General features: G+C 70.5%; 17 protein-coding genes. 7 read left to right on the top strand and 10 right to left on the bottom strand.

All coding sequences use genetic code 11. From position 1 onward, the window contains the following. Positions 1-3 precede the first annotated feature (3 nt). Together VEC03_RS18860 and VEC03_RS18855 are read left to right on the top strand one after the other, a co-directional pair. Complete coding sequence (locus VEC03_RS18860; RefSeq protein WP_324918861.1) at positions 4-6,375, top strand: VCBS domain-containing protein; 6,372 nt, start codon at positions 4-6, stop codon at positions 6,373-6,375. After that, complete coding sequence (locus VEC03_RS18855; RefSeq protein ID WP_324918858.1) at positions 6,372-7,751, top strand: HlyD family type I secretion periplasmic adaptor subunit; 1,380 nt, start codon at positions 6,372-6,374, stop codon at positions 7,749-7,751. Before VEC03_RS18860 ends, VEC03_RS18855 begins: the two co-directional genes overlap by 4 nt. A 63-nt stretch (positions 7,752-7,814) precedes the next feature. On the opposite strand, the gene VEC03_RS18850 is transcribed toward VEC03_RS18855, so the two are convergent. Beyond that, positions 7,815-8,483: a hypothetical protein gene (locus VEC03_RS18850; RefSeq protein ID WP_324918855.1), complete on the bottom strand. Its 669-nt coding sequence runs from the start codon at positions 8,481-8,483 to the stop codon at positions 7,815-7,817. 90 nt (positions 8,484-8,573) lie between these two features. On the opposite strand from VEC03_RS18850, the gene VEC03_RS18845 reads away from it, so the two are divergent. From VEC03_RS18845 to glcF, 3 genes are all read left to right on the top strand, one after another. Beyond that, a complete protein-coding gene (locus VEC03_RS18845; RefSeq protein ID WP_324918852.1) occupies positions 8,574-9,500 on the top strand; it encodes an SMP-30/gluconolactonase/LRE family protein in 927 nt (308 codons plus the stop codon). A 65-nt stretch (positions 9,501-9,565) separates the two neighbouring features. Beyond that, positions 9,566-10,657, top strand: a complete 1,092-nt coding sequence (glcE, locus tag VEC03_RS18840; protein WP_324918849.1) for a glycolate oxidase subunit GlcE — start codon at positions 9,566-9,568, stop codon at positions 10,655-10,657. Positions 10,658-10,661: 4 nt separating this feature from the next. Next, a complete protein-coding gene (glcF, locus tag VEC03_RS18835; protein ID WP_324918846.1) occupies positions 10,662-11,891 on the top strand; it encodes a glycolate oxidase subunit GlcF in 1,230 nt (409 codons plus the stop codon). On the opposite strand, the gene VEC03_RS18830 is transcribed toward glcF, so the two are convergent. Together VEC03_RS18830 and VEC03_RS18825 are read right to left on the bottom strand one after the other, a co-directional pair. Continuing rightward, a complete protein-coding gene (locus VEC03_RS18830) occupies positions 11,877-12,653 on the bottom strand; it encodes a type II CAAX prenyl endopeptidase Rce1 family protein (RefSeq protein ID WP_324918843.1) in 777 nt (258 codons plus the stop codon). The genes glcF and VEC03_RS18830 overlap by 15 nt on opposite strands. Positions 12,654-12,657: 4 nt before the next feature. Next, a complete protein-coding gene (locus VEC03_RS18825; RefSeq protein WP_324918840.1) occupies positions 12,658-13,569 on the bottom strand; it encodes a LytTR family DNA-binding domain-containing protein in 912 nt (303 codons plus the stop codon). 140 nt (positions 13,570-13,709) lie between these two features. On the opposite strand from VEC03_RS18825, the gene VEC03_RS18820 reads away from it, so the two are divergent. Next, a complete protein-coding gene (locus VEC03_RS18820; RefSeq protein WP_324918837.1) occupies positions 13,710-14,891 on the top strand; it encodes an acyltransferase in 1,182 nt (393 codons plus the stop codon). Here the strand turns inward: VEC03_RS18820 and VEC03_RS18815 are convergent. From VEC03_RS18815 to lplT, 3 genes are read right to left on the bottom strand one after another with little or no spacing between them, the layout of a single operon-like run. Then, positions 14,821-15,306, bottom strand: a complete 486-nt coding sequence (locus tag VEC03_RS18815) for a glutathione peroxidase (protein WP_324918834.1) — start codon at positions 15,304-15,306, stop codon at positions 14,821-14,823. The two genes, VEC03_RS18820 and VEC03_RS18815, sit on opposite strands and share 71 nt — an antisense overlap. Then, positions 15,303-16,223 (bottom strand): DMT family transporter, encoded by a 921-nt coding sequence (locus VEC03_RS18810; protein WP_324918831.1) that lies wholly within the window; start codon positions 16,221-16,223, stop codon positions 15,303-15,305. Before VEC03_RS18810 ends, VEC03_RS18815 begins: the two co-directional genes overlap by 4 nt. After that, complete coding sequence (lplT, locus tag VEC03_RS18805) at positions 16,210-17,499, bottom strand: lysophospholipid transporter LplT (protein WP_324918828.1); 1,290 nt, start codon at positions 17,497-17,499, stop codon at positions 16,210-16,212. The genes VEC03_RS18810 and lplT overlap by 14 nt, the downstream gene beginning before the upstream one ends. A gap of 125 nt (positions 17,500-17,624) precedes the next feature. Here lplT and alr point away from each other — a divergent pair, with 125 nt between their 5' ends. Beyond that, a complete protein-coding gene (alr, locus tag VEC03_RS18800; RefSeq protein ID WP_324918825.1) occupies positions 17,625-18,719 on the top strand; it encodes an alanine racemase in 1,095 nt (364 codons plus the stop codon). A 10-nt stretch (positions 18,720-18,729) separates the two neighbouring features. Here alr and VEC03_RS18795 read toward each other — a convergent pair whose 3' ends face one another. Genes VEC03_RS18795 through VEC03_RS18780 form a run of 4 tightly spaced genes read right to left on the bottom strand, consistent with a single transcriptional unit; the run spans position 18,730 to position 21,429 of the window. After that, positions 18,730-19,641: a DMT family transporter gene (locus tag VEC03_RS18795; RefSeq protein WP_324918822.1), complete on the bottom strand. Its 912-nt coding sequence runs from the start codon at positions 19,639-19,641 to the stop codon at positions 18,730-18,732. 17 nt (positions 19,642-19,658) lie between these two features. After that, positions 19,659-20,099, bottom strand: coding sequence for a type II toxin-antitoxin system VapC family toxin (locus tag VEC03_RS18790; protein ID WP_324918819.1), 441 nt, complete (start codon positions 20,097-20,099; stop codon positions 19,659-19,661). Beyond that, complete coding sequence (locus tag VEC03_RS18785; RefSeq protein WP_324918816.1) at positions 20,096-20,398, bottom strand: FitA-like ribbon-helix-helix domain-containing protein; 303 nt, start codon at positions 20,396-20,398, stop codon at positions 20,096-20,098. Before VEC03_RS18785 ends, VEC03_RS18790 begins: the two co-directional genes overlap by 4 nt. Positions 20,399-20,454: 56 nt before the next feature. Further along, entirely contained in the window at positions 20,455-21,429 is a 975-nt protein-coding gene (locus tag VEC03_RS18780; protein WP_324918814.1) for a 2-dehydropantoate 2-reductase, read from the bottom strand. Positions 21,430-21,441 lie beyond the last annotated feature (12 nt).

Below are 21,441 nucleotides of genomic sequence, written 5' to 3'. Positions count from 1 at the left end.
ACGATGATCGATCGTCAGACAGCCGCAGTTCTCTCTCTGTACGTGTATGAAGATGACGTCAGGGAGTTCAATCTCCCTCAAATCCCAGTCGGGTGGTCACGCGTCGAGGTTCCACTCCAGGGTACCGGTGGATTTGCCTATGGGGTATTTCGGAACGACAGCACCAAGGAAATTGTCATCTGCTTCCGCGGTACGGACGGAGTGACCGCGTTCGATGACATGATCGCGGATTTCAACCTTGCATTGGGCAATCAAGAGTCGCAAGGAATCCAGGCCGCGCGGGTGTATAGCGAAGTTCTGCGTTTATATGGGACTGATCCGGCGGGCAGCAACATCACGTTCACGGGTCACAGCTTGGGGGGAGGCCTGGCTTCAATTGCGGCAGTGTGGTTCGACCGGCCTGCCATCGTCTTCGACCCGGCGCCCTTCGCCTTGACGGCGCGCCAGCCGTTCCGGGTAGCAGAAGCAAGGGCGGCTCTGGGGGCGCAGTTGCCGGAGGCATTCAGGAGCTACGACCCCTGGGTTGACTATCGATTGCGGTCAGGCAACGTCACCGGCTGGTATGCGAAAGGAGAGTTCCTCGAGTCCATCCGCGGCGACCTCGTGACAGTCAACTTGCCGGGGCTCAAGGAAGTCGTGTTCGGGAGCGAGCATGTGGGTCCGATGGCGATGCACAGCCAAGCCTTGCTCACCATGGGGATCATGAGTGAGCAGTTCCGGCAGGCCACCATCAAAGTCCAATCCAGCCTTCCAGTCATCTTGTCCGATGGGTTCTACTCGACGGATCCTCGGGGCAGTCCAGAACGCAACTTCCTGATCGATCTCATTCGAAGCGAGCAAGCCAGCCCGGGAAACAGCAAGCTGACGCAATTCTCCACCGACCTCCACAAGCTCGGCACCAACATCGCTGGCCTGAACGAGCAAGCGCAGGGTGCCCTGACCGCCCAAGCGATCGAGTGGTACTACTGGCAGACCACCAACTACGCCGGTCAGGAGTTCTTCTCCCTCGATGGCCAGCTGCTCCAATACACCACTGCGCAGGGTGATGGCCTGGTAGGCGCGTTGAACAAGGCAAGCAAGTACGTCTTCCCCTGGCTGCACCCGATCATGACGAGCCATGGCGTGGGCTATCGCCAGTTCCCCGCCATGATCGAGCCCTTCGCCCAGTGGAACGTCGTCGCGGGCTCCGCCGGATCTACGGCAGTTGCCCGCGATGCGACCAAGACCCAGGCGTTCATCGGCGGCAGCGGGACCGACAACTTCACCGGCGGTTCGAACGGCGACGTGTTCTACGGCGGTGCCGGTGCCGATACTTTGGATGGCCAAGAAGGCCGCGACAAGCTGTACGGCGGAGGCGGCACCGACACCTATCGCTTCGGCGGCCAGTTCGGCTCCGACCTGGTGGTGGACTCGGATGGCCTGGGATCCATCGTGCTCGATGGATCCGCGCTGGCGAATGCCATCCCGGTGAAACGCAACGTCTGGGGCGTCGAATTGGGCAACGGGCACTACGCCGTGATGGGGCTGTACGAGGACGCGACCTCCACTACCCGGAAAAGGCTCGAGATCATCCGGGAAGGGGATTCAGCCAACCGCGTCACCATCGGCAACTTCGACGCGACCAAAGCACTGGGTGGTGAAGGCTACCTCGGCATCCGACTGGGCAATGAGCAGCGGCTGGGCTTGCTGGCGGCCGGCAGTGCGAACGTGATGGACGATCCCGGGTTCCAGGCCAGCAGCCTGGGGACCCTGGTGGGGACGATTGCCGAAGGCGCCGGCAAGGCCTACACGGTTTTTCTCGGGGCGGCAGCCCACGCGGGCGATTCGCTCACGCTCGTGCTGACGGGCGAAGGTTCAGGGGCCTGCGAGGTCGTCCTGGGCGACAGCACCGTGGCGGCCAACGGTGCGGTCATCGCGCTGGCGGAAGGCCAGACGGTGGTCTCGTTCTCGCTCGTGGCGGGTGCTCTCGAGGGCGACCAGACGGTGTCGCTGGGCGTCAGCTACCAGGGGCAGGAGCAATCCGTGACCAGCAATTCCTGGGCCCTGACGCTCAAGGACGCGGGCCATGCTGCCGGCACCTTCCTGGGCGACCAGCGCGCACGCCTCATCGGGATCGAGACGCAGCTCAATGTTCCTGCGAGCGACAGCCGTTTCGGCACCTTCGCCTGGACGGAGGTCGATTGGGCGCCCGACGGCACGATGATCAACGGCGTTGCCGAGACTGATTTCGCGGACGTGTTCTACGGCTCGAGCGGCAACGACCGGATCTCGGGGAAAGGCGGCAACGATGCCCTGGGTGGCAGCGGCGGCAACGACGAGATCGATGGCGGCGCCGGCGACGACCTGCTTGCCGGTGGCGACGGCTCCGACCGCATCACCGGCGGCGACGGCAATGACTTCATCAGCACCAGTGCCGCCCTGGTGGCTCGCCAGCGCCTTAGGCCGGATGACGCGTGGCTGGCACCCTCCGGTGCCACCTCCATCCTGGCGCAAGGTGCGACCTGGGGGATCTACACCCGAAGCAGTGGCGGCGCCCTGTGGGACGGCATCGGTGGCACCTCCAGCAATCCTGAACAGAGCGACGTGGTGGACGCCGGTGCCGGCGACGACCAGGTCCTGGCCAGCTGGGGCAGCGACCGGGTCCAGGGCGGCGATGGCGCCGACACCGTCTGGGGGCTGGCGGGCGACGACACCCTGGAAGGCGGCGAGGGCGCGGACCAGCTGCAGGGCGATGGGGACATCCTCGCCGGATTCCTATCGAGCGTTGCAGCGGCCCACCATGGAGCCGACTTCATCGACGGGGGCGCCGGCAACGACACGCTGCTCGGCGACGGCGGCGCCGACCAGTTGTTCGGCGGCTTGGGAGACGACGCGATCGCCGGCGATGACAGTGGGCCGACCGGCGCCAGCAGCTACATCGATCCCCTGTACCACGGCGCCGACTACCTGGACGGCGAGGACGGGAACGACATCCTCGAAGGCGGCGGCAAGGACGACACCCTCTACGGCGGCTCGGGCGCCGACGTGCTCGTGGGCGACACCAGTGCCGTCAACGTGATCGCGGCGCACCAGCCCCTGGTCTGGGGTGACGACTACCTCGACGGAGAGGAAGGCGACGACACCCTCATCGGTGGTGGCGGGTCCGATTCGCTCTATGGCGGCGCCGGTCGCGACCGGCTCTTCGGCGACGAGAACACGAGCGCGCTGGGCGTCGAGTTCCAGGGACAGGACTACCTCGCCGGCGAAGCGGGAGACGACACGCTCTATGGCGGCGGTGGCGCCGACATCCTGGTCGGCGGCGACGACAACGACGTCCTGGTCGGCGATGCCAGCCCCACGGTGCTGGCCGGCAGCAGCCACGGCGACGACTACCTGGACGGTGGCGACGGCAACGACCAGATGGTCGGCTACGGGGGTGCCGACGTCCTGGTCGGCGGTGCCGGCAACGATCTCCTGCTCGGCGACGGAAACGGCGGCGACCTGGCGGAAGCGTTCCACGGTGCTGACTACCTCGACGGGGGCGACGGCGACGACCTGCTCATGGGCGGTGGCGACGACGACCTCCTGCTCGGCGGACTGGGACAGGACGAATTGCAGGGTGGGTCCGGCCACGACCGGCTCGATGGACAGGAGGGCAACGACCGCCTCTTCGGCGAGGCGGGCGACGACATCCTGCTCGGGGGCGACGGCAACGACGTGCTGGCCGGCGGGTCGGGTGACGACGTGCTGGAGGGCGGCGAAGGCAGCAACCAACTCTGGGGCGAGGGCGGCACGGACACGCTCACCGGAGGCAGCGGCGCCGACCGGCTGACGGGCGGTCTGGGCGACGACATCCTCGTGGGCGGTGGCGGCAACGACATCTACTCGTACAGCCTGGGCGACGGCACGGACCGCATCACGGACAGCGGCGGGGTCGACTGGCTGGTGTTCACCAACGTGCTCGCGGGCCAGGTGCAGATCGGCGTCGGCTCGCTCAAGATCCTGCTGCCGGACGGAGGGGCCGTGCACCTGGACGACTTCGATCCGGCCCAGCCGTACGACGGCGCGATCGAATGGTTCCAGTTCGCCGACGGGGTGTTCAGTCGACAGCAGCTGATCGACCTGCATGGATTCACGATCGAGGGAACGCCCGAAGCCGACACGCTCACGGGCACCGCCCTGTCCGACCACATCGATGCCCTGCAGGCTTCGGACCTGGTGATGGCCGGCGGCGGTGACGACATCGTGTCCGGCGGCGATGGCGACGACTGGCTGCTGGGGGAAGCGGGGGACGACGTGCTGCACGGAGATGCGGGCAATGACCTGCTGGCCGGCGGCACCGGCAGCGACCGGCTGGTGGGCGGTGCGGGTGACGACACCTACGCCTTCTCTCGTGGCGACGGCCAGGACGTGGTCATCGATGCCAGCGGTGCCAACCAGGTCCAGGTCGGTGGCGCGCTGGAGTCCGAGCTGCGTTTCAGCCGCTCCGGCGCCGACCTGGTCATGGCCATCGTGGGCACGGAAGATCGGCTGACGATCTCGGACTGGTTCGCCGACCACGGCGCGGATTGGGGCATCGGCCTGGACGATGGTGCGTTCTGGGACCGAGCTGCCGTCGAGGCCCGAGTGCTGCGCAACCAGCCGCCGGTGCTCGTGCAGGACGCCGCGTCCGTGAGCGAGGATGGCGTCGTGCAGGCCTCGGGCAACGTGCTGGGCAACGATACGGATCCCGATGGCCGGCCGCTCAGGGTCGCCAACCCGGGTGTGCACGTCGGGGCGTTCGGGGCCCTGCACCTGGACGCGGACGGAAGCTACGTCTACGAGCTGGCCAACGACAGCACCGGTGTGCAGGCGCTGGGCGCAGGCCACCAGGTCACCGACACCTTCACCTATGAGGCCAGCGACGACGATCCGGATGGCGCCGCCAGCAGTTCTTCATCGATCGTGGTGACCATCAGCGGCAGCAACGATGCGCCGGTGGCCCTGTCGGATCAGAGCTTCGCGGTGGAAGACGATGCCATGGTCACCGGCAACGTGCTGGACAACGACCACGACGTCGATGCGGGTGCCGCCCTGCAGGTGGCGGCACCCGGTTCGTACGCGGGCGCGTACGGAAGCCTGGCACTGTCCGCGGACGGCAGCTTCACGTATGTGCTGGCGAATGCTTCGAATGCCGTCCAGGCGCTCGGGCGCGGCCAGCAGGTCACCGACAGCTTCGGCTACGGTGCCTTCGACGGGATCACCGCAACCGCCGCGCAGCTTCAGGTGCAGATCCAGGGGCGCAATGACGCGCCGGTGCTCGGTTCCGAACTGCCGGACCAGGCGGCGGCGCCCAACAAGTCTTACCAGTGGCAGCTGCCCTCCGGGAGCTTTTCCGACCCGGACAGTGGCGACACGCTGGTGTTCGCCGCCAGCCTGGCCGATGGTTCGCCGCTGCCGGACTGGCTGGCCTTCGACGCCTCCACCCGGACCTTCACCGGACGGGTGCCGCGCACGGCAACGGGCTTCCTGGACATCCAGGTCACGGCCACCGACCGAGCGGGCAACAGCGCCGACCTGACCGACAGTCTCTCCGCCTCGGACGTGTTCCGTCTCAGCTTTGACGCAGCAGCCGGGGGCGGTGGAGGCGGTGGTGGTGGTGGTGGTGGCGGCGGTGGCGGCGGTGGCGGTGGCGGTGGCGGTGGCTCCCACGGCAACGAGGGCGTCGGTAACGGCGAAGACCCGGCGCCGCCCGGCCACGACACCAGCTTCAACGATGGCCCGGGCACCGGACCCGGCAACCCGGGAGCAAGGGCCCGGCAGCCGCACGTGGACCGTCCGGACAAGAAGCAGATCGAGCCCTTGGTGCTGATCGCCGATTCCGATGGCTGGTCCATCGACCAGGTCATCGGCTCTGGCCGATCCAAGCGTCGGCCGGCGGAGCACGCGGACGATCATTCGGCATCCGATGCATCCGGAGTGGAGGAAGGGGCGCGCGGCCATGGGCACGCAGTCGATACCGCGTCTGCAGTGAAGAAGACCCCGCAGGACGGGGCCGTGCATCGCGACACGGATGCAGCCCCGGCGACCGCGGCACACCCGCTCCCGGCAGCCCATCCGCAGGCGGACGGGCTGCAAGGGGTGACCACGCCGTGGAGCACGGCCGGTGCGCCGCCTGCCAGCGAAGCGTCGTACTTCGCCCGGTGGAAGCATCTCGACGAGCAGTTGGCGGCGCACTTCGCAGCGTCCGACCTCGACGACGGCGATGCACTGGAAGGCATGGGGCAAGGACCCGACACCCGCCTGGTGGGTCGCCCCTGGAGCCAGGATCCCTTGAGCGGGGCAGCAGGTGGCATGTCGAGCCTGCCCGTGTTCCAGGGGCTGAGTGAAGGCATCGCGAACCTGGGCATGCGGTGACCCGGAGCGGCGAGAGCGGCAGCCCGGCCGGTGCACTGCCGCGCGACCGGCGCTCCGAAGCCGCCGATTTCGCGCCGGATATCCTGCGGGTCCAGGCCAGTCCGCCGGGGCCGCTGCCGCGCGCCGTGCTGGGGACGACCCTGGCCTTGCTCGCGTGCGCACTCGCCTGGGCCGTGTTCGGCAAGCTGGACATCGTCGCCGTGGCGCCGGGCCGGCTGGTTCCGCAGTCGGCGCTGAAGATCGTGCAGCCGGCCGAAGCCGGCATCGTGAAGGAGATCCTGGTCGTTGAAGGCGAGCTGGTGCGTGCCGGGCAGGTGCTGATGCGCATGGACCCGACGCTGTCCGCGGCCGAACTCGACGCCTTGCGCCGGGAGCTCGCGCAGAAGGAACTGGCGCTGAGGCGCATCGATGCCCAGCTGGCCGAGGGCGCGCTCGAGCCGCGTGCGCAGGATCCCCGAGATCTGTTCGAGCAGGCCCACGCGCAGATGCAGGCCAACCGGCTCGCGCTGGAGAGTGCGCTGGCGCAGGAGCGGGCGACCGCGGAGCGTGCGCGCCAGGAGCTGGCCACGGCGCGTGCCTTGTTGTCCAAGCTCGAACAGACGCTGCCGCATTACCGGGAGCAGGACGCGGCGTACCGCAATCTCGTGCGCGAGGGATTCGCCGGACGGCTGATGGCCGAGGACAAGGCACGCGAACGGATCGAGAAGGAACAGGACCTGGACGCGCAACGCCATGCGGTCGAGCGCGAGCGCGCCAATGTGGCGGTGTCCGAGCGGCGGCTTGCTCAGATCCGCAGCGACTATGTGCGCCAGCTGCGATCCGAACGCGCCGCACTGGTCGAGCGACTGGAGAAACTGCGCCCCGAACTGGCCAAGCAGGGCCACCGTCATGCGCTGCTGGAACTCCGCGCGCCGCAGCAGGGGCGCATCAAGGACCTGGCCACCCGGACCGCCGGGACCGTGGTCCAGCCCGGCACCATCCTCATGACCCTCGTGCCCGCCAGCGATGTCCTGCAGGCCGAGGTGTGGCTGTCCAACGAGGACGTCGGCTTCGTGCGGTCGGGGCTGCCGGCGCGGCTCAAGCTCGCCGCTTTCCAGTTCCAGAAGTACGGCATGCTGGATGCCACGGTCGAGCAGGTGGCCGCGGATGCGGCTGCGCCCCAGGAGACGCCCGGCGAAGGTGCGCAGCCTGCACTACGCGCCTACCGCACGCTTCTCGGCCTGCAGCAGCAGTGGCTGGTCGCCGATGGCGTGAGCCACCGCCTCGCTTCAGGCATGCAGGTGGCTGCCGAAATCAAGCTGGGGGAGCGCACCGTGCTCGAATACCTGCTCTCGCCGGTCCGCCAGGCGTTCCACGAAGCTGGGCGTGAGCGCTAGCGCCGGCGGTGGCGCTCGGGTCGTGGTCGGCGCGGCTCGAAGCGAACCGCGCCAACGGCTGTGCTACTCGAGAACCGGAAAACCCAGCCGGGCCGTGCTGTCCGTGTGCGCCAGCTCCACGTCCTCGCTGCGCGCCATCGCCTGCACGTCCTCCCACTGCAGCGCGCGGTAGTTGAGCTGCTTCTCGTAACCCTCGCCCTCGGTGCGCTGCACGCGGAAGTCCACCGTCGCCGTCTCGTCGTTCGCCGTCGCGCTGATCGTGATTTCGGCCGGGCCTTCCAGGTTGTCGGTCAGCGCCAGCAGGCAGGCCGGCAGCAGCGTGCGGACGGCGGCGCGGCCCACGGCTTGCGGCAGTTCTCCCGCATCGGCCCGCAGCGACAAGCCGCGGAAGCTGAAGTTGCCGCGCAGCAGCATGATGCAGTCTTCCACCGCCTGCCCGATCGGCAGGGTGGCGCCGGGTTCGGGCGCCATCCAGGTGATGACGTCCAGGCAGTCCTGGGCCGCGGCCTTGGACAGGCCGTTGATCCGGGCGACGCTGTCGTGCGCCTGGTGCAGGTCGGGTGTCGGCGACCGCAGGCGGCGCTCCAGCAGCTCGGTCACCATGCCGATCGGCTGCAGGTGCGCCACCATCTGGTGGCGGATCGAGAACGCCAGCCGGCGCAACAGGGCATAGCGCGCCGCTTCCACCCGCAGCAGCTTGTCCTGCGCGGAACTCGCAACGGTAGAGGTCATGTCGTTCAAGGCGGGGACCATGGTACCGGCTTCGGCCGCCTGCGTGGGCTCGCGCACGCCGCACAATGCAACGCGGGCAAGGACATGCGCATGACACCCTGGCAAAGCGTGGCACAGCAGGCCGACCGACTCGGCGAGTCGCCGTTCTGGCACCCCGGCGAGCAGCGGCTGTACTGGATCGACATCCCCGGGCGGCAGTTGCGCCGCAGCGAACCGGGCTCCGGCCGCGTCGACAGCTGGGCCATGCCGCAGGAGCCGGGTTGCATCGCGCCGGCGCGCAGCGGCGGCTGGGTGATCGCGCTGCGCGATGGCATCTACCGGGCGCGCGAGTGGGGCGGCGCGCTGTCCCTGCTGCAGCGCTTCGGGCACGACCCGGCGACCACCCGCTTCAACGACGGCAAGGCCGACCCGCTGGGCCGCTTCTGGGCCGGCACCCTGTTCGAGCCCAAGACACGGCCGGCCGGCGAGCTGTTCAGCCTGGATTGCCGTCCGGATAACGGTGCTGGCGGCGCGCCCCGCCTCGAACGCAAGGCCGGCGAGCTGGTCACCGCCAACGGCCTGGCCTGGTCGCCGGCCGGCGATACCGTCTACTGGGCCGACACCCAGGGCCACCGCATCCGCGCCTGGGACTGGGACGCGCACAGCAATGCGATGACGAACGAGCGCGTGTTCCACGACTTCGCACCCAAGCCCGCCGGCTGGCAACCTGGGCAGCCCGGCTACGGCGGCCGCCCCGACGGCGCAGCGGTGGACGTCGAGGGCTGCTACTGGTGCGCAATGTTCGAGGGCGGGCGCATTGTGCGCCTCTCGCCCGCCGGCGACGTGCTGGCCGAGATCGCCACGCCCATGCTATGCCCCACCATGCCCTGCTTCGGCGGCCCGGACCTGCGCACGCTGTTCGTCACCAGCGCCGGCAACCGCAGCGCAGCGGAACTGGCGGCCCACCCGCAGTCGGGCCAGGTCGTCTGCACGCGGGTGGACACGCCCGGCCTGCCCGTCAATTTCTTCATCGACTGACGCCGAAAACATCAAGCGCCGGCCGCCGTGGCGAGCGCGGCCGCGGCGCTTACCATCGCAGGCTCATGGAGGAGGCCCTTTCCCGTTGCATGGCCCGCATCCGCGACGCCGCGGCGGCGGGCACGCCGCTGCGCATCCGGGGCGGCGGCAGCAAGGACTTCCATGGCGAGCCGCCCCGGGGCGAGCTGCTGGACACGCGCGGGCTGGCCGGCGTGCGCAGCTACGAGCCCAGCGAGCTGGTGGTCACGGTGGGCGCCGGCACGCCGCTGGCGCAGCTCGAGTCGCTGCTGGCCGAGCAGGGCCAGTGCCTGGCCTTCGAGCCGCCGCACTTCGGCGGTGGTGCCACCGTCGGCGGCATGGTGGCGGCCGGCTTGTCGGGGCCGGCCCGGGCCAGCGTGGGCGCGGTGCGCGACTTCGTGCTGGGCCTGTCCATCGTCAACGGCCAGGGCGAGCTGCTGAGCTTCGGCGGCCAGGTGATGAAGAACGTGGCCGGCTACGACGTGTCGCGGCTGATGGCCGGTGCGCTCGGTACCCTGGGCCTGATCGTCGAAGTGAGCCTCAAGGTGCTGCCGCGTCCGCCGGCCGAAGCCACCCTGAAGTTCGAACTTCCGCAGGCCGAGGCGCTGCGCCGGCTGAATGCCTGGGGCGGGCGGCCCTTGCCGCTGAACGCCAGCTGCTGGGTCGACGAGGGCGGCGTGCCCACGCTGTACCTGCGCCTGCGCGGGGCCCATGCGGCGGTCGAAGCGGCCTGCCGCGAACTCGGCGGCGAGCGGCAGGACGAGGCGCAGGCGGCCGTCGACTGGCTGCGTTGCCGCGACCACCAGCTGCCCTGGTTCGAGGCGCACGCCGGCCGCGACCTGTGGCGGCTGTCGGTGCCGCAGACCGCGCCGGTCCTGGACCTGCCGGAAGCGCCGCTGGTGGAATGGCACGGCGGCCAGCGCTGGGTGGCGGCGGAGCCAAGCGAGGGCGAGCGCCTGCGCCGCGTGGCCCAGGCCGCCGGCGGCCAGGCCACCCTGTTCCGTGCCAGCACGGCGAGCGAGGCCACGCCGCGCTTCCATCCGCTGGCGCCGCCGCTGGACCGCATCCACCGCGACCTGAAGCAGGCCTTCGATCCGGCCGGCATCCTCAACCCGGGCCGCCTGTACCCGGGCTTCTGATCCCGTGCAGACCCACCTGTCCCCCGAATTCGCCGGCACCCCCGAGGGCGCCGAAGCCGAAGCCATCCTGCGCAAGTGCGTGCACTGCGGCTTCTGCACCGCCACCTGCCCGACCTACCAGCTGCTGGGCGACGAGCTCGATGGGCCGCGGGGCCGCATCTACTTGATCAAGCAGGTGCTGGAAGGCGAGCAGCCGACCGAAAAGACCCAGCTGCACCTGGACCGCTGCCTCACCTGCCGCAACTGCGAGAGCACCTGCCCGAGCGGCGTGCAGTACGGCCGGCTGGTGGACATCGGCCGCCGCATCGTCGAGGAGAAGGTGCCGCGCGGCGCGGGCTCCCGGGCGCTGCGCTGGACCCTGAAGGAAGGCCTGACCTCGCCGGCGTTCGGCCCGGCGATGAAGCTGGGGCAGTCGGTGCGCGGCCTGCTGCCCGGCGTGCTGAAGGACAAGGTGCCGTCGCCGCGGCCCGGCGGCGCCTGGCCCACCCGCACCCATGCGCGCAAGGTGCTGCTGCTGGCCGGCTGCGTGCAGCCCTCGATGGCGCCCAACATCAATGCCGCCACCGCCCGCGTGCTCGATGCGGCCGGCATCCAGTCCCTGGTCGCGCCGGAAGCCGGCTGCTGCGGCGCGGTCAAGTTCCACCTGAACGACCAGGCCGGCGGGCTGGACCAGATGCGCCGCAACGTCGACGCCTGGTGGCCGTTCATCGAGCGCGGCGAGGTCGAGGCGATCGTGATGAACGCCTCGGGCTGTGGCGTGACGGTGCGTGAGTACGGCCACCACCTGCGGCTGGACCCCCAGTACGCCGACAAGGCACGGCGCGTCAGCGAACTCACGCACGACCTGAGCGAACTGCTGCCGCAGCTGGTGCCGGCATTGAAGGACCGGGTGCGCGCGCCCGAAGGCGTGCTGGCCTACCACCCGCCCTGCACGTTGCAGCACGGCCAGCAGCTGCGCGGCCATGTGGAGACCGGCCTGCGCGAACTGGGCTTCGACGTGCGCCTGCCGCTGAACGAATCCCACCTGTGCTGCGGCTCGGCCGGCACCTGGTCGGTGCTGCATCCGGACATGGCCAAGCAGTTGCGCGACCGCAAGCTCGGCCACCTCGACGCGCTGGCGCCGACCCAGGTGATCTCGGCCAACATCGGCTGCATCACCCACCTGCAAAGCGGCACCGGGCTGCCGGTGCGGCACTGGGTGGAAGTGCTGGACGCCGCGCTAGAAGCGCACTGAGGCCGCCAGCCAGAAGCCGAGGTGGGTAGCGGCGTGGGCCGCCATCGCCATCTCCAGACCGCGGCGCCAGAACCAGGCGCCATACAGCAGCCCGGCCAGTGCATTCAGCGCCAGCGTGCGGGCGACCCACTGCGGCGTGAGTTCGTGCTGCGCCGCCAGCAACGCAGGCAGGTGGCCGGCGGCAAAGGCCAGCGCGGCGAGGACGAGGGCCGTCGCCACGGCCGCCCTGCGCCCCAGCAGCCGCTGCAGTCCCCAGGCGAGCAGCGCCATCAGCCCCCAGCGCAGCAGCACCTCCTCGGTGAGGCCACCGTAGAACACGCCCAGCAGCAGCTGCGATGCGGTGGCGGCCGCCGGGCCGCCGGCCTGCACCCACTGGCCCGGCGCAGCCCGGGCCCAGATCGCATCCAGGGCTGCGATCAGCAGTCCCAACGCCACGCCGGAAGCCAGGGCTGCCAGCCACTGGCGCGCCGACGGCCAGGCCGTCGTGCCCGCCACCGCGCTGTGCAGGCCCGCGCGGTGCGCGCAGGCGGCGCCGGCCAAGCTGGCGAGCAGCAGCAGGAGCAGGGGGTTGATCAGCGACAGGGCGACGATCGCGGCCGGCGGCAGCGCAGCGAGCGAGTCCGGCAGGGCGATTGCCGCCAGCCGCGCGGGCAGGCTGGCCGCCAGCGCCGCGACGCCGATCAAGCCAAGCCCGAACACGGCGCCGAAGCGGCGGCCGAACGAGGGCAGGCTGGCGAGGGAACCGGATCCGGACGCTGGCATGTGGCTAACCCTGCGCGGCATGGGTGAGCGCGTCGCGGAAGCGCCGGCTGCACGGCACCTGGCTGCCGTCCTTCATGGTCAGCCGGGCGTCGCCAGCCTCCAGCGGCTCGATCTCGGCGATGCGGTCCAGGTTCACGGCCCAGCTGCGGTGCACGCGCGCGAAGCGGGCCGGGTCCAGCTGCTGCAGGAAATCGGCCATCGTGGAGCGCAGCAGGTAGTCGTGGCCCTTGACCCGCAGACCGAGGTAGTTGCCCTGGGCCTGCAGCCAGTCGATGTCGGCGGCGGCGACCAGGAATTCCTTGCGCAGCTTGCGCACCAGGAAGCGCTCGGGCCTCACCGGGGCCGGTGACGGCGAGTCGGCGGGCAGGTCCGCAAGCGGCGCGGGTGTTCCAGCCGGCGGCTCCGGCGGGTCGAGCACGCGCGCCTCGCCCTGGGCCCGCAGCAGCAGGAAGCGCCAGCCCAGCACGGCGAGCAGGATGGCGGCGTAGCTGCGCACGTCTTTCAGGAACTCGTAGCCGAACAGGCCGGCCCAGTCCGCGACGCGGTAGCCCAGCCCCAGGGCGCCGTAGGCGGCCCAACGCAGCGCGACCATGCCCAGCACGTGCAGCAGGGTGAAGCCGACCGCGCCAGCGAGGTGCCAACCCAGTGCGCCGGGCAGGGTGTCCAGGCGCAGCGGGTGGCGGCGCTCCCACCAGACGATGGCCGGGATCAGGGCGCCGACCACCGGCACGCTCGTCAGCTCCCACAGCAGTGGCTGCCACAACGGCTGGCCGGGATCGAAACGCCGCAGGTCCAGCCAGCTGACGGCGGTGTTGAAGACCAGTTGGGCCGCCAGCACGGCGACCCAGAAGCCGACATCGGCGATGCGCTCGTGGCGGCGGTAGCGGGTCAGCCAAGGGGTCAGCGCATCGGGCATGGGCCGCGAGTCTAGGGCCGGCCGCGCCTGTTTCGTCCCAGCCGGCCGCCGCTCGCCCCAACCCCGCCCCGGATCGTCCCAAACCCGCGTTTGCCCAGGGCCGCCGGCCCGAGCATCGCGGCCGACAAGGAGTTCGAACGATGCAACGACGACACGACATCGACGCGCTGCGGGCACTGGCCTTCGCCCTGGTGATCGTCTACCACGTGGGCATGTACTACGTCGAGGGCTGGGGCTGGCACCTCAAGAGCCCGCATGCGGCGGCCTGGGTGCAGGCGCCCATGCGCGCGCTCAACCTCTGGCGCATGGACCTGGTGTTCCTGGTCTCTGGGATCGCACTGGCGCTGATGTGGCGCGGCGGCTCGCGCTGGGCGCTGCTGCGGCAGCGCAGCGGGCGCCTGCTGCTGCCGCTGGCTTTCGGCATGGCAGTGGTGGTGCCCTGGCAGCCCTATGCCCAGGGCGTCGCCAACGGCCTGGTCGAGCCCGGCTTCGGGGCCTTCCTGCTGCGCTATTACACGGGCGGGCCCTGGCCGGCCGGCGCCTTCGACGGCGCGCACGTGGGCGTGACCTGGAACCACCTCTGGTACCTGCCCTACCTGTGGCTGTACACCGTGCTGTTCGTGCTGGCCTTGCCGGTGCTCGAGTCGGCGGCCGGGCGCCGGCTGCGCGCGGCCTTCACCGGCCTGCGCGGCGCTCGCCTGCTGCTGCCGGCGCTGCCGCTGATGGCGTATTCGCTGCTGCTGTGGCCGCATTTCCCGCCCACCCACGACCTGGTCGGCGACGCCTGGCTGCACGCGGTGTATGGCACGCTGTTCCTGTACGGCTGGTTCATCGGCCTGCACGCCGGCCTGTGGGCCGAACTGCGGCACCGGCGCTGGCCGGCGAGCGTGCTGGCGCTGGGCCTGCTGGCGCTCTACCTGCCGCTGCGCGGAGCGGCCCCGGAGGGCATCGCCGCCCTGGGCCTGCGCCTGCTGGCCGACCTGTACCTGTGGACGGCCATCCTCGCCGTCCTGGGCTGGGCGCACCACGCGCTGAACCACCCCTGGCGCTGGCTGGGCTGGGCCAACGAGTCGGTCTATCCCTGGTACCTGCTGCACCAGACGCTGATCATCGCGGCGGCGGTGGCGCTGGCGCCGCTGGCACTGGGCCCGGTGCTGGAGCCGCTGGCCCTGTTGCTGGCGACGGTCGGCGGCTGCTGGATCCTCACCGCCGGGGTGCGTCGCAGCAACGTGCTGCGGCCACTGTTCGGCCTCAAGCGGCGAGCGCCGCTTCCACGTCCTTCGCCAGCGACTCCGGCGGATCCTGCGGCGAGTAGCGCTTGATCACCTGCCCGTCCTTGCCGACCAGGAACTTGGTGAAGTTCCACTTGATCGCCCGGCTGCCCAGCAGGCCGGGCGCCTGCTCCGTGAGCCACTGGTACAGCGGGTCCGCGCCGGCGCCGTTGACCTCGATCTTGGCCATCATGGGGAAGTCGACGCCGAAGTTGCGCTGGCAGAACTGCGCGATCTCGTCGTTGCTGCCCGGGTCCTGGTTGCCGAACTGGTTGCAGGGGAAACCCAGCACCGCCAGCCCTTTCGGCCCGTATTGCTGGTGCAGCTCCTGCAGCCCGCCGAACTGCGGCGTGAAGCCGCAGGCGCTGGCGGTGTTGACGATCAGCAGCGGCCGGCCCCGGAACTGCGAGAGCGGGACCGTGGTGCCGTCGATGGCCGTGGCCTGGAAGTCGTAGGCAGTCGTCATGCCGCCGATTGTGCGGCGCCGGCGCGATCCTCGCCGGGCGCGGCCCAGGCCGACCATGCGGCCGCCGCGACCACCAGCGCGCCGCCCACCCAGGTGCGCCCGCTCATCTGGGCGGCGCCGGCCAGCACCGCGGATAGGCTGGCGAACAGCACCTCCGACAGCATCACCAGCGCGGTGGTCTGGGCGGCCAGGCGGGCGGCCCCGTACTGCAGGGCCGAGTTGCCCAGCAGGAAGGCCAGGCCCAGCAGGCCGGCGACCAGCAGCGCACCCGGCGGCAGTGCGACCGGTGCCGGCACCAGGCCCTGCACCACGCCCAGCAGGCCCACGGCGGTGGCCGCGAGGGCGCCGCCGATGAACATGGCGATGACGCGCGTGGACGACGGCGTGCGGTGCAGCCGGCGCAGCAGGATGTTGGTCAGCGCGAAGCTGAAGCCACCCAGCAGCGCGAGCCCGTCGGCCAGGGATTCCGGCAGCGGCCAGGGCGTGTCGGGGGTCTTGAGGATCACCAGCACCCCGGCCAGCGCCAGCGCCAGCCGCAGCAGCGCGGCCGGCGTCGGGCGCTCGCCCAGCAGCGGCCAGGCCAGCAGCACGCTCCAGGCCGGCATCAGATAGAACAGCAGCACCACGCGGACCACGTCGCCCACGGTCACCGCCCAGTTGAAGCCGACGTTGGTCAGCCCGGCGGCAGCCATCAGCCACAGGAGCTCCGGGTGCCCGGCCAAGCCGCGCCAGGCCCTGGGCTGCAGCAGCGCGAGCGTGGCCAGCACGGCGAGGTAGACCCCGGCGGTGGCCCACAGCGGGTGCAGGCCGTGCGACTGCAGCTCGCGCAGCGGCCACCAGGACACGCCCCAGACGAAGGCATTGGCCACCAGGGCCAGCACCGGCGCCGCCGCTCGGCCGCGCTCAGGGGTGGCCATCGGGGTTGTCGTGCCGCGCGATCGCCAGCAGGTGGTCGAGTTCTTCCTTGTGGTGCTTCTGGTTCCAGGCGTGCCAGCGCTGGATCAGCCACATGATGCCGGCCACCACCACGCCGAACACGGTGATGGCGCCGAAGGCTGACAGTCCCAGCCCGGCCGACAGGCTGTAGAACGCGCCCAGCCCCAGGATGCAGGCCTGCTCGTTGAAGTTCTGCACCGCGATCGAGCGGCCCGCGCCCATCAGGTTGTGGCCGCGGTGCTGCAGCAGCGCGTTCATGGGCACCACCAGGAAGCCGCCCAGCCCGCCCAGCAGGATCAGGAAGGGCGCGGCCACCCAGACGTTGCCGATGTAGTTCATCAGGATCACCAGCACGCCCATGGCGATGCCCAGCGGCATCACGCTGGTGGCCGACTCCAGCCGCATCCGCATCGACGCCACCACGGCGCCGACGGCGGTGCCCAGTGCCACCACGCCGCTCAGGGTGGACGCCTGCGTCGTGCTGTAGCCCAGGGCCGCGGCGCTCCAGGCCAGGATGATGTAGCGCAGATTGCCCGACACGCCCCAGAACAGCGTGGTGGTGGCCAGCGAGATCTGCCCCAGCTTGTCGCGCCACAGGCGCGAGTTGCAGTTCCAGAAGTCGGGCACCAGTTCCAGCGGGTTGCGCGGCATGGCGCGCATCTCCACCCCGGTGTGCGGGATGCGCAGGTTGAACCAGGCGGCGATCGCGTAGACGAAGATCAGGACGAAGATCGCCGCTTCCGGGCCGGTGTCGATGCCGGTGTCGATCAGGGGCAGGTCGAACGACAGCAGGCGGCTCGCGATCGCGTGGCCCACCAGCTGGCCGCCCAGCAGGATGCCCAGGATGATGGAGGCGATGGTCAGGCCCTCGATCCAGCCATTGGCCTTGACCAGCTGCGAGGGCGGCAGCAGCTCGGTGAGGATGCCGTACTTGGCCGGCGAGTAGGCGGCGGCGCCCAGCCCGACGATCGCGTACGACAGCAGCGGGTGGGTTCCGAACAGCATCATCAGGCAGCCGACGACCTTGATCGCGTTGCTGATGAACATGACCCAGCCCTTGGGCAGCGCGTCGGCGAAGGCGCCCACGAACGGCGCCAGCACCACGTAGAACAGCGCGAACATCGGCACCAGCGCGGCGCGCTGCCATTCGGCGGCACCGGAGGTGATGAGGAGTTCCACCGCGGCCACGAACAACGCGTTGTCCGCCAGCGACGAGAAGAACTGCGCCGCCATGATGGTGTAGAAGCCGCGCTTCATTCGACTGGGCTGGTGGGCCTTTCGCGGGCCTCTTGCGTGGACGGGACTGCGGTCTTTCGGGGACGGAAGGTTATATCACGGGGGGTAATGACAAAATCCTCGCTTCCGTTGCTGCGCCGTCGCGAATGCCCCGTCCCATCCACGCCACCGTCCATGCCGAAGCCCTGCGCCACAACCTCGCGCGCATGCGCCAGGCCGCGCCCGATGCACGGGTGTGGGCAGTGGTCAAGGCCAACGCCTACGGGCACGGCATCGAGCGGGTGTTCGACGCGCTGCGCGGCGCCGACGGCTTCGCGCTGCTGGACCTGCAGGAGGCCGAGCGCGTGCGCGCCCTTGGCTGGCGCGGGCCCATCCTGTTGCTGGAAGGCGTGTTCGAGCCGCGCGACCTGGAGCTGTGCTCGCGCCTGTCGCTGTGGCACGTGGTGCACTGCGAGCAGCAGATCGACTGGCTGGCCGCGCACAAGACCCAGCAGCCGCACCGCGTGTTCCTCAAGCTCAATTCGGGCATGAACCGGCTGGGCTTCGTGCCGGCGTCCTTCCGCGCCGCCTACGTGCGCCTGCAGGCGCTGCCGCAGGTCGACGAGATCTCCTTCGTCACCCACTTCTCCGACGCCGACGCCGAGCGCGGCATCGCCCACCAGGCGCGCGTCTTCGAGGCGGCGACGCGCGACCTGCCGGGCGAGCGCTCGCTGGCCAACAGCGCCGCCACCCTGCGCCATGGGCAGGACCCGGCCGTGCGCGCCGACTGGATCCGCCCCGGCATCGCCGTCTACGGCAGTTCGCCGGACTTCCCGCAGCACGGCATCGCGCACTGGGACCTGCAGCCGACCCTGACGCTGGCCAGCCGGCTGATCGGCGTGCAGCAGCTGCAGCCCGGCGACACCGTGGGCTATGGCTCGCGCTTCGTGGCCGATGCGCCCATGCGGGTGGGCGTGGTGGCCTGCGGCTATGCCGACGGCTATCCGCGCCACTGCGGCACCGGCACGCCGGTGCTGGTGGACGGCGTGCGCACGCGGCTGGTGGGCCGCGTCAGCATGGACATGCTGGCGGTGGACCTGGCGCCGGTGCCGCAGGCGAGCCTGGGCAGCGAGGTGACGTTGTGGGGCCGTGCCTCGAACGACGCCGTGCTGCCGATCGACGAGGTGGCGCAGGCGGCCGGCACCCTGGGCTACGAGCTGATGTGCGCCGTCGCGCCGCGGGTGCCGGTGGCGGTGGACTGACCGTTCGCGGTCAGCGCTTGCGCATCCCCAGCGCCATCACCGCCCCGACCACCACCAGCGCGCCCACCAGCTGCACCGGCGCGATCGCCTGGCCCAGGATCAGCCAGCCGAGTACCAGCGCGAACACCGGCTCCACGTTCATGATCGCGGAGTTGCCCACCACCCCCAGCCGCGGCAACACCGTGAACAGGATGGTGATGCCGGTGCCATAGAGCAGGGTGAGCGTCACCAGGCCGCCCCAGCCGGTGGAGGATTGGGGCAGGTGGAAGCCGCCCTGCACGCCGACCGAGGCCAGCGCCACGAGCGCGGCCATCGCCATGGTGGTGGCGGTGCGCACCCGGCCGTCGACGTCGCCGGCCTCGTGCTGGGTGAGCACCAGCGCCATGCCGAACACGGCGGCCGCCGCCAGCGCGAAGGCCACGCCGGCGCCGATGCGGCTCCACTGGCCGGCCGCACCCAGCCCGGAGGCGGCACCCAGCACGTCCAGCGCCAGCGCCAGCCCGAACAGGATCACCGGCATGGCGATCACCATGGCGCGCTCGGGCTTCTGGCGGTACACGACGCCGGCCCACAGCGCGGTCCAGATCGGGTAGGTGTTGAAGGCCAGCAGCGCCAGGGCCACCGGCAGCCGCGCCACCGAGGCGTACAGGCACAGGCTCTGCACCCCGACCAGCAGCCCGATGAGCGGCAGGAAGCGCTTGTGCCGCGCCGTGAAGCGCACCGGCACCCGCTGCCAGGCCAGCAGCGCCACGATCACCAGCGCGGTGCTGGCGCTGCGGAACAGCACGGCGGTGGCCACGCTGGTGCCGTCGTCGAAGGCGATGCGCGCCGCCACGTGGTTGGCGCCCATCACAAGGGCGATCAGCAGCAGGCTGGCGAAGGCGGCGCCGGTGAGGGCGCGCGGGGCGGGGAGGGCGCTCATGGAGTGGGGCGATGTGTTCAGGCCAAGCTGGCCAAATGGGCCCGGGCAGCCTCGCCGAGCTTGCGGTCGAAGGTCGCCAAGGGGCACTTCAGGTGGCCGGCCAGCCACAGATAGCAGGCGTCGTAAGCCGACAGCTCATAGCGGCGCGCGAGCGCGAACACCGGCTCGGGTTGCACCTCGTGCAGGGCCATCTCGACGAGCATGAAACGCGCCAGCCCCTGTGCGGCCACCTCGGTGAACCCCCCGCGCTGCTTCTTCAAGGCGACGTGCGCCATTTCCACCTGCATCAGGAACGGCGCCTGCAGGTCGCGCCCGAGCATGGTGGCTTCCGCCTGTGACATCCAGGGCTCTTCGAAGAGGAGCCCTGCCAGAACGCTGCAGTCGATCACCAGCGGGGGCCGGGCCTGCAGCGCTCCGGTGGGCTCTGCCAGATGAATCAGGCCGATCGGCTCCGTCATCGGGCGTCCCGCTCGGCGCGCAGGATATCCACTGCGAGGGGTTGCCCCTGTACCGGTCGGACCCCGGCGGCGCGCATGTCGGCGGCGATCTGATCGATGCTGCGGTGGCCGCGCCGAACCGGTTCGGGGCGAGCCGTCTGGTTGATCAGTCTTGCGGGAGTGGGCGCGCTGGTTTCGCTGACCGCCGCCTCGATGATGAACATGAGCTCGCCCTGTAGCGAGCGATGGTGCCGGACCGCGCGTTCGCGCAATGCCTGAGCCAACGGCTCAGGCACATCCTTGATCGTCAGGGTCGGCATGGCGCTGGTTCCAAAATGGAGGTGAGATCCATTTTGGAACCAATTTTGCCGGTTCGTCAATACAAGCCGTGCACGCGCCCGTGCAGCCGCGCCAGCCCCAGCAGCACGTCGGTGTAGGGCGTGGGCACGCCGGTCAGCTGGCCCAGTTCCCGCACCACCGTGACCAGCGCATCGAGTTCCACCGGCTTGCCGGCTTCCACGTCCTGCAGCATCGAGGGCTTGAACCGGCCCAGCTTGCGCGTGACCTGGTGGCGGTCCTCCGGCATCTGGGCGATCGGGATGCCGATGCGGGCGCCGATCTCGCGCGTCTCCAGCATCACCTGCGAGATGAAGCCGCGGGTGAGCTCGTCGTCCAGCACCAGGTCGGTGGTGGCGCCGGTGAACGCGCACACCGGGTTGATGGTCATGTTGCCCCACAGCTTGTACCAGGCGTCCTTCTGGATCTGCTGCGAGACCTCGACCTCGAAACCAGCGCCGGACAGCAGCGCGGCCAGCCGCTCCAGCCGCGGCGTCGTGCCGCCGGCCGGCTCGCCGACGATCAGCCGCTCGCCCGAGTGGTGCTGCACCAGGCCGGGCTCCGGCAGCGAGCAGCTGGCGTGCACCACGCAGCCGATCACGTGGCGCGCCGGGATGGCCGCAGCGATGAGGCCGTCCGGGTCGATCGCCTTCAGCCGCAGGCCGGCGTAGTCGCCGCCGAAGCCTTCGAAGAACCACCAGGGCACGCCGTTCATCGCCGTCAGCACGAGGGTGTCCGGGCCGATCAGCGGGCCTATGGCTTCCGCCACCGCGGCCATGGCCGGCGCCTTGACGGCGACCACGACCAGGTCCTGCGCGCCCAGTTCGGCCGGGTTGGCGCTGGCGCGCACCGGGGCCGACACCGACTCGCCTTTTTCCTGCAGCCGCAGCCCGTGCCGCTGCAAGGCGGCCAGGGTGGCGCCGCGCGCCACCACGCTCACCTCGCAGCCGGCCCGGGCCAGCCGGGTGCCGATCCAGCCGCCGATGGCGCCGGCGCCGTAGATGCAGACCTTCATCGCCCGTGCGCC

Origin of the sequence: Ramlibacter sp., assembly GCF_035627355.1 — a bacterium.
Lineage (GTDB): Bacteria > Pseudomonadota > Gammaproteobacteria > Burkholderiales > Burkholderiaceae_C > Ramlibacter.
Note: the sequence above shows the minus strand (reverse complement) of the source record. Positions and strands in the feature narration are given on the sequence as shown.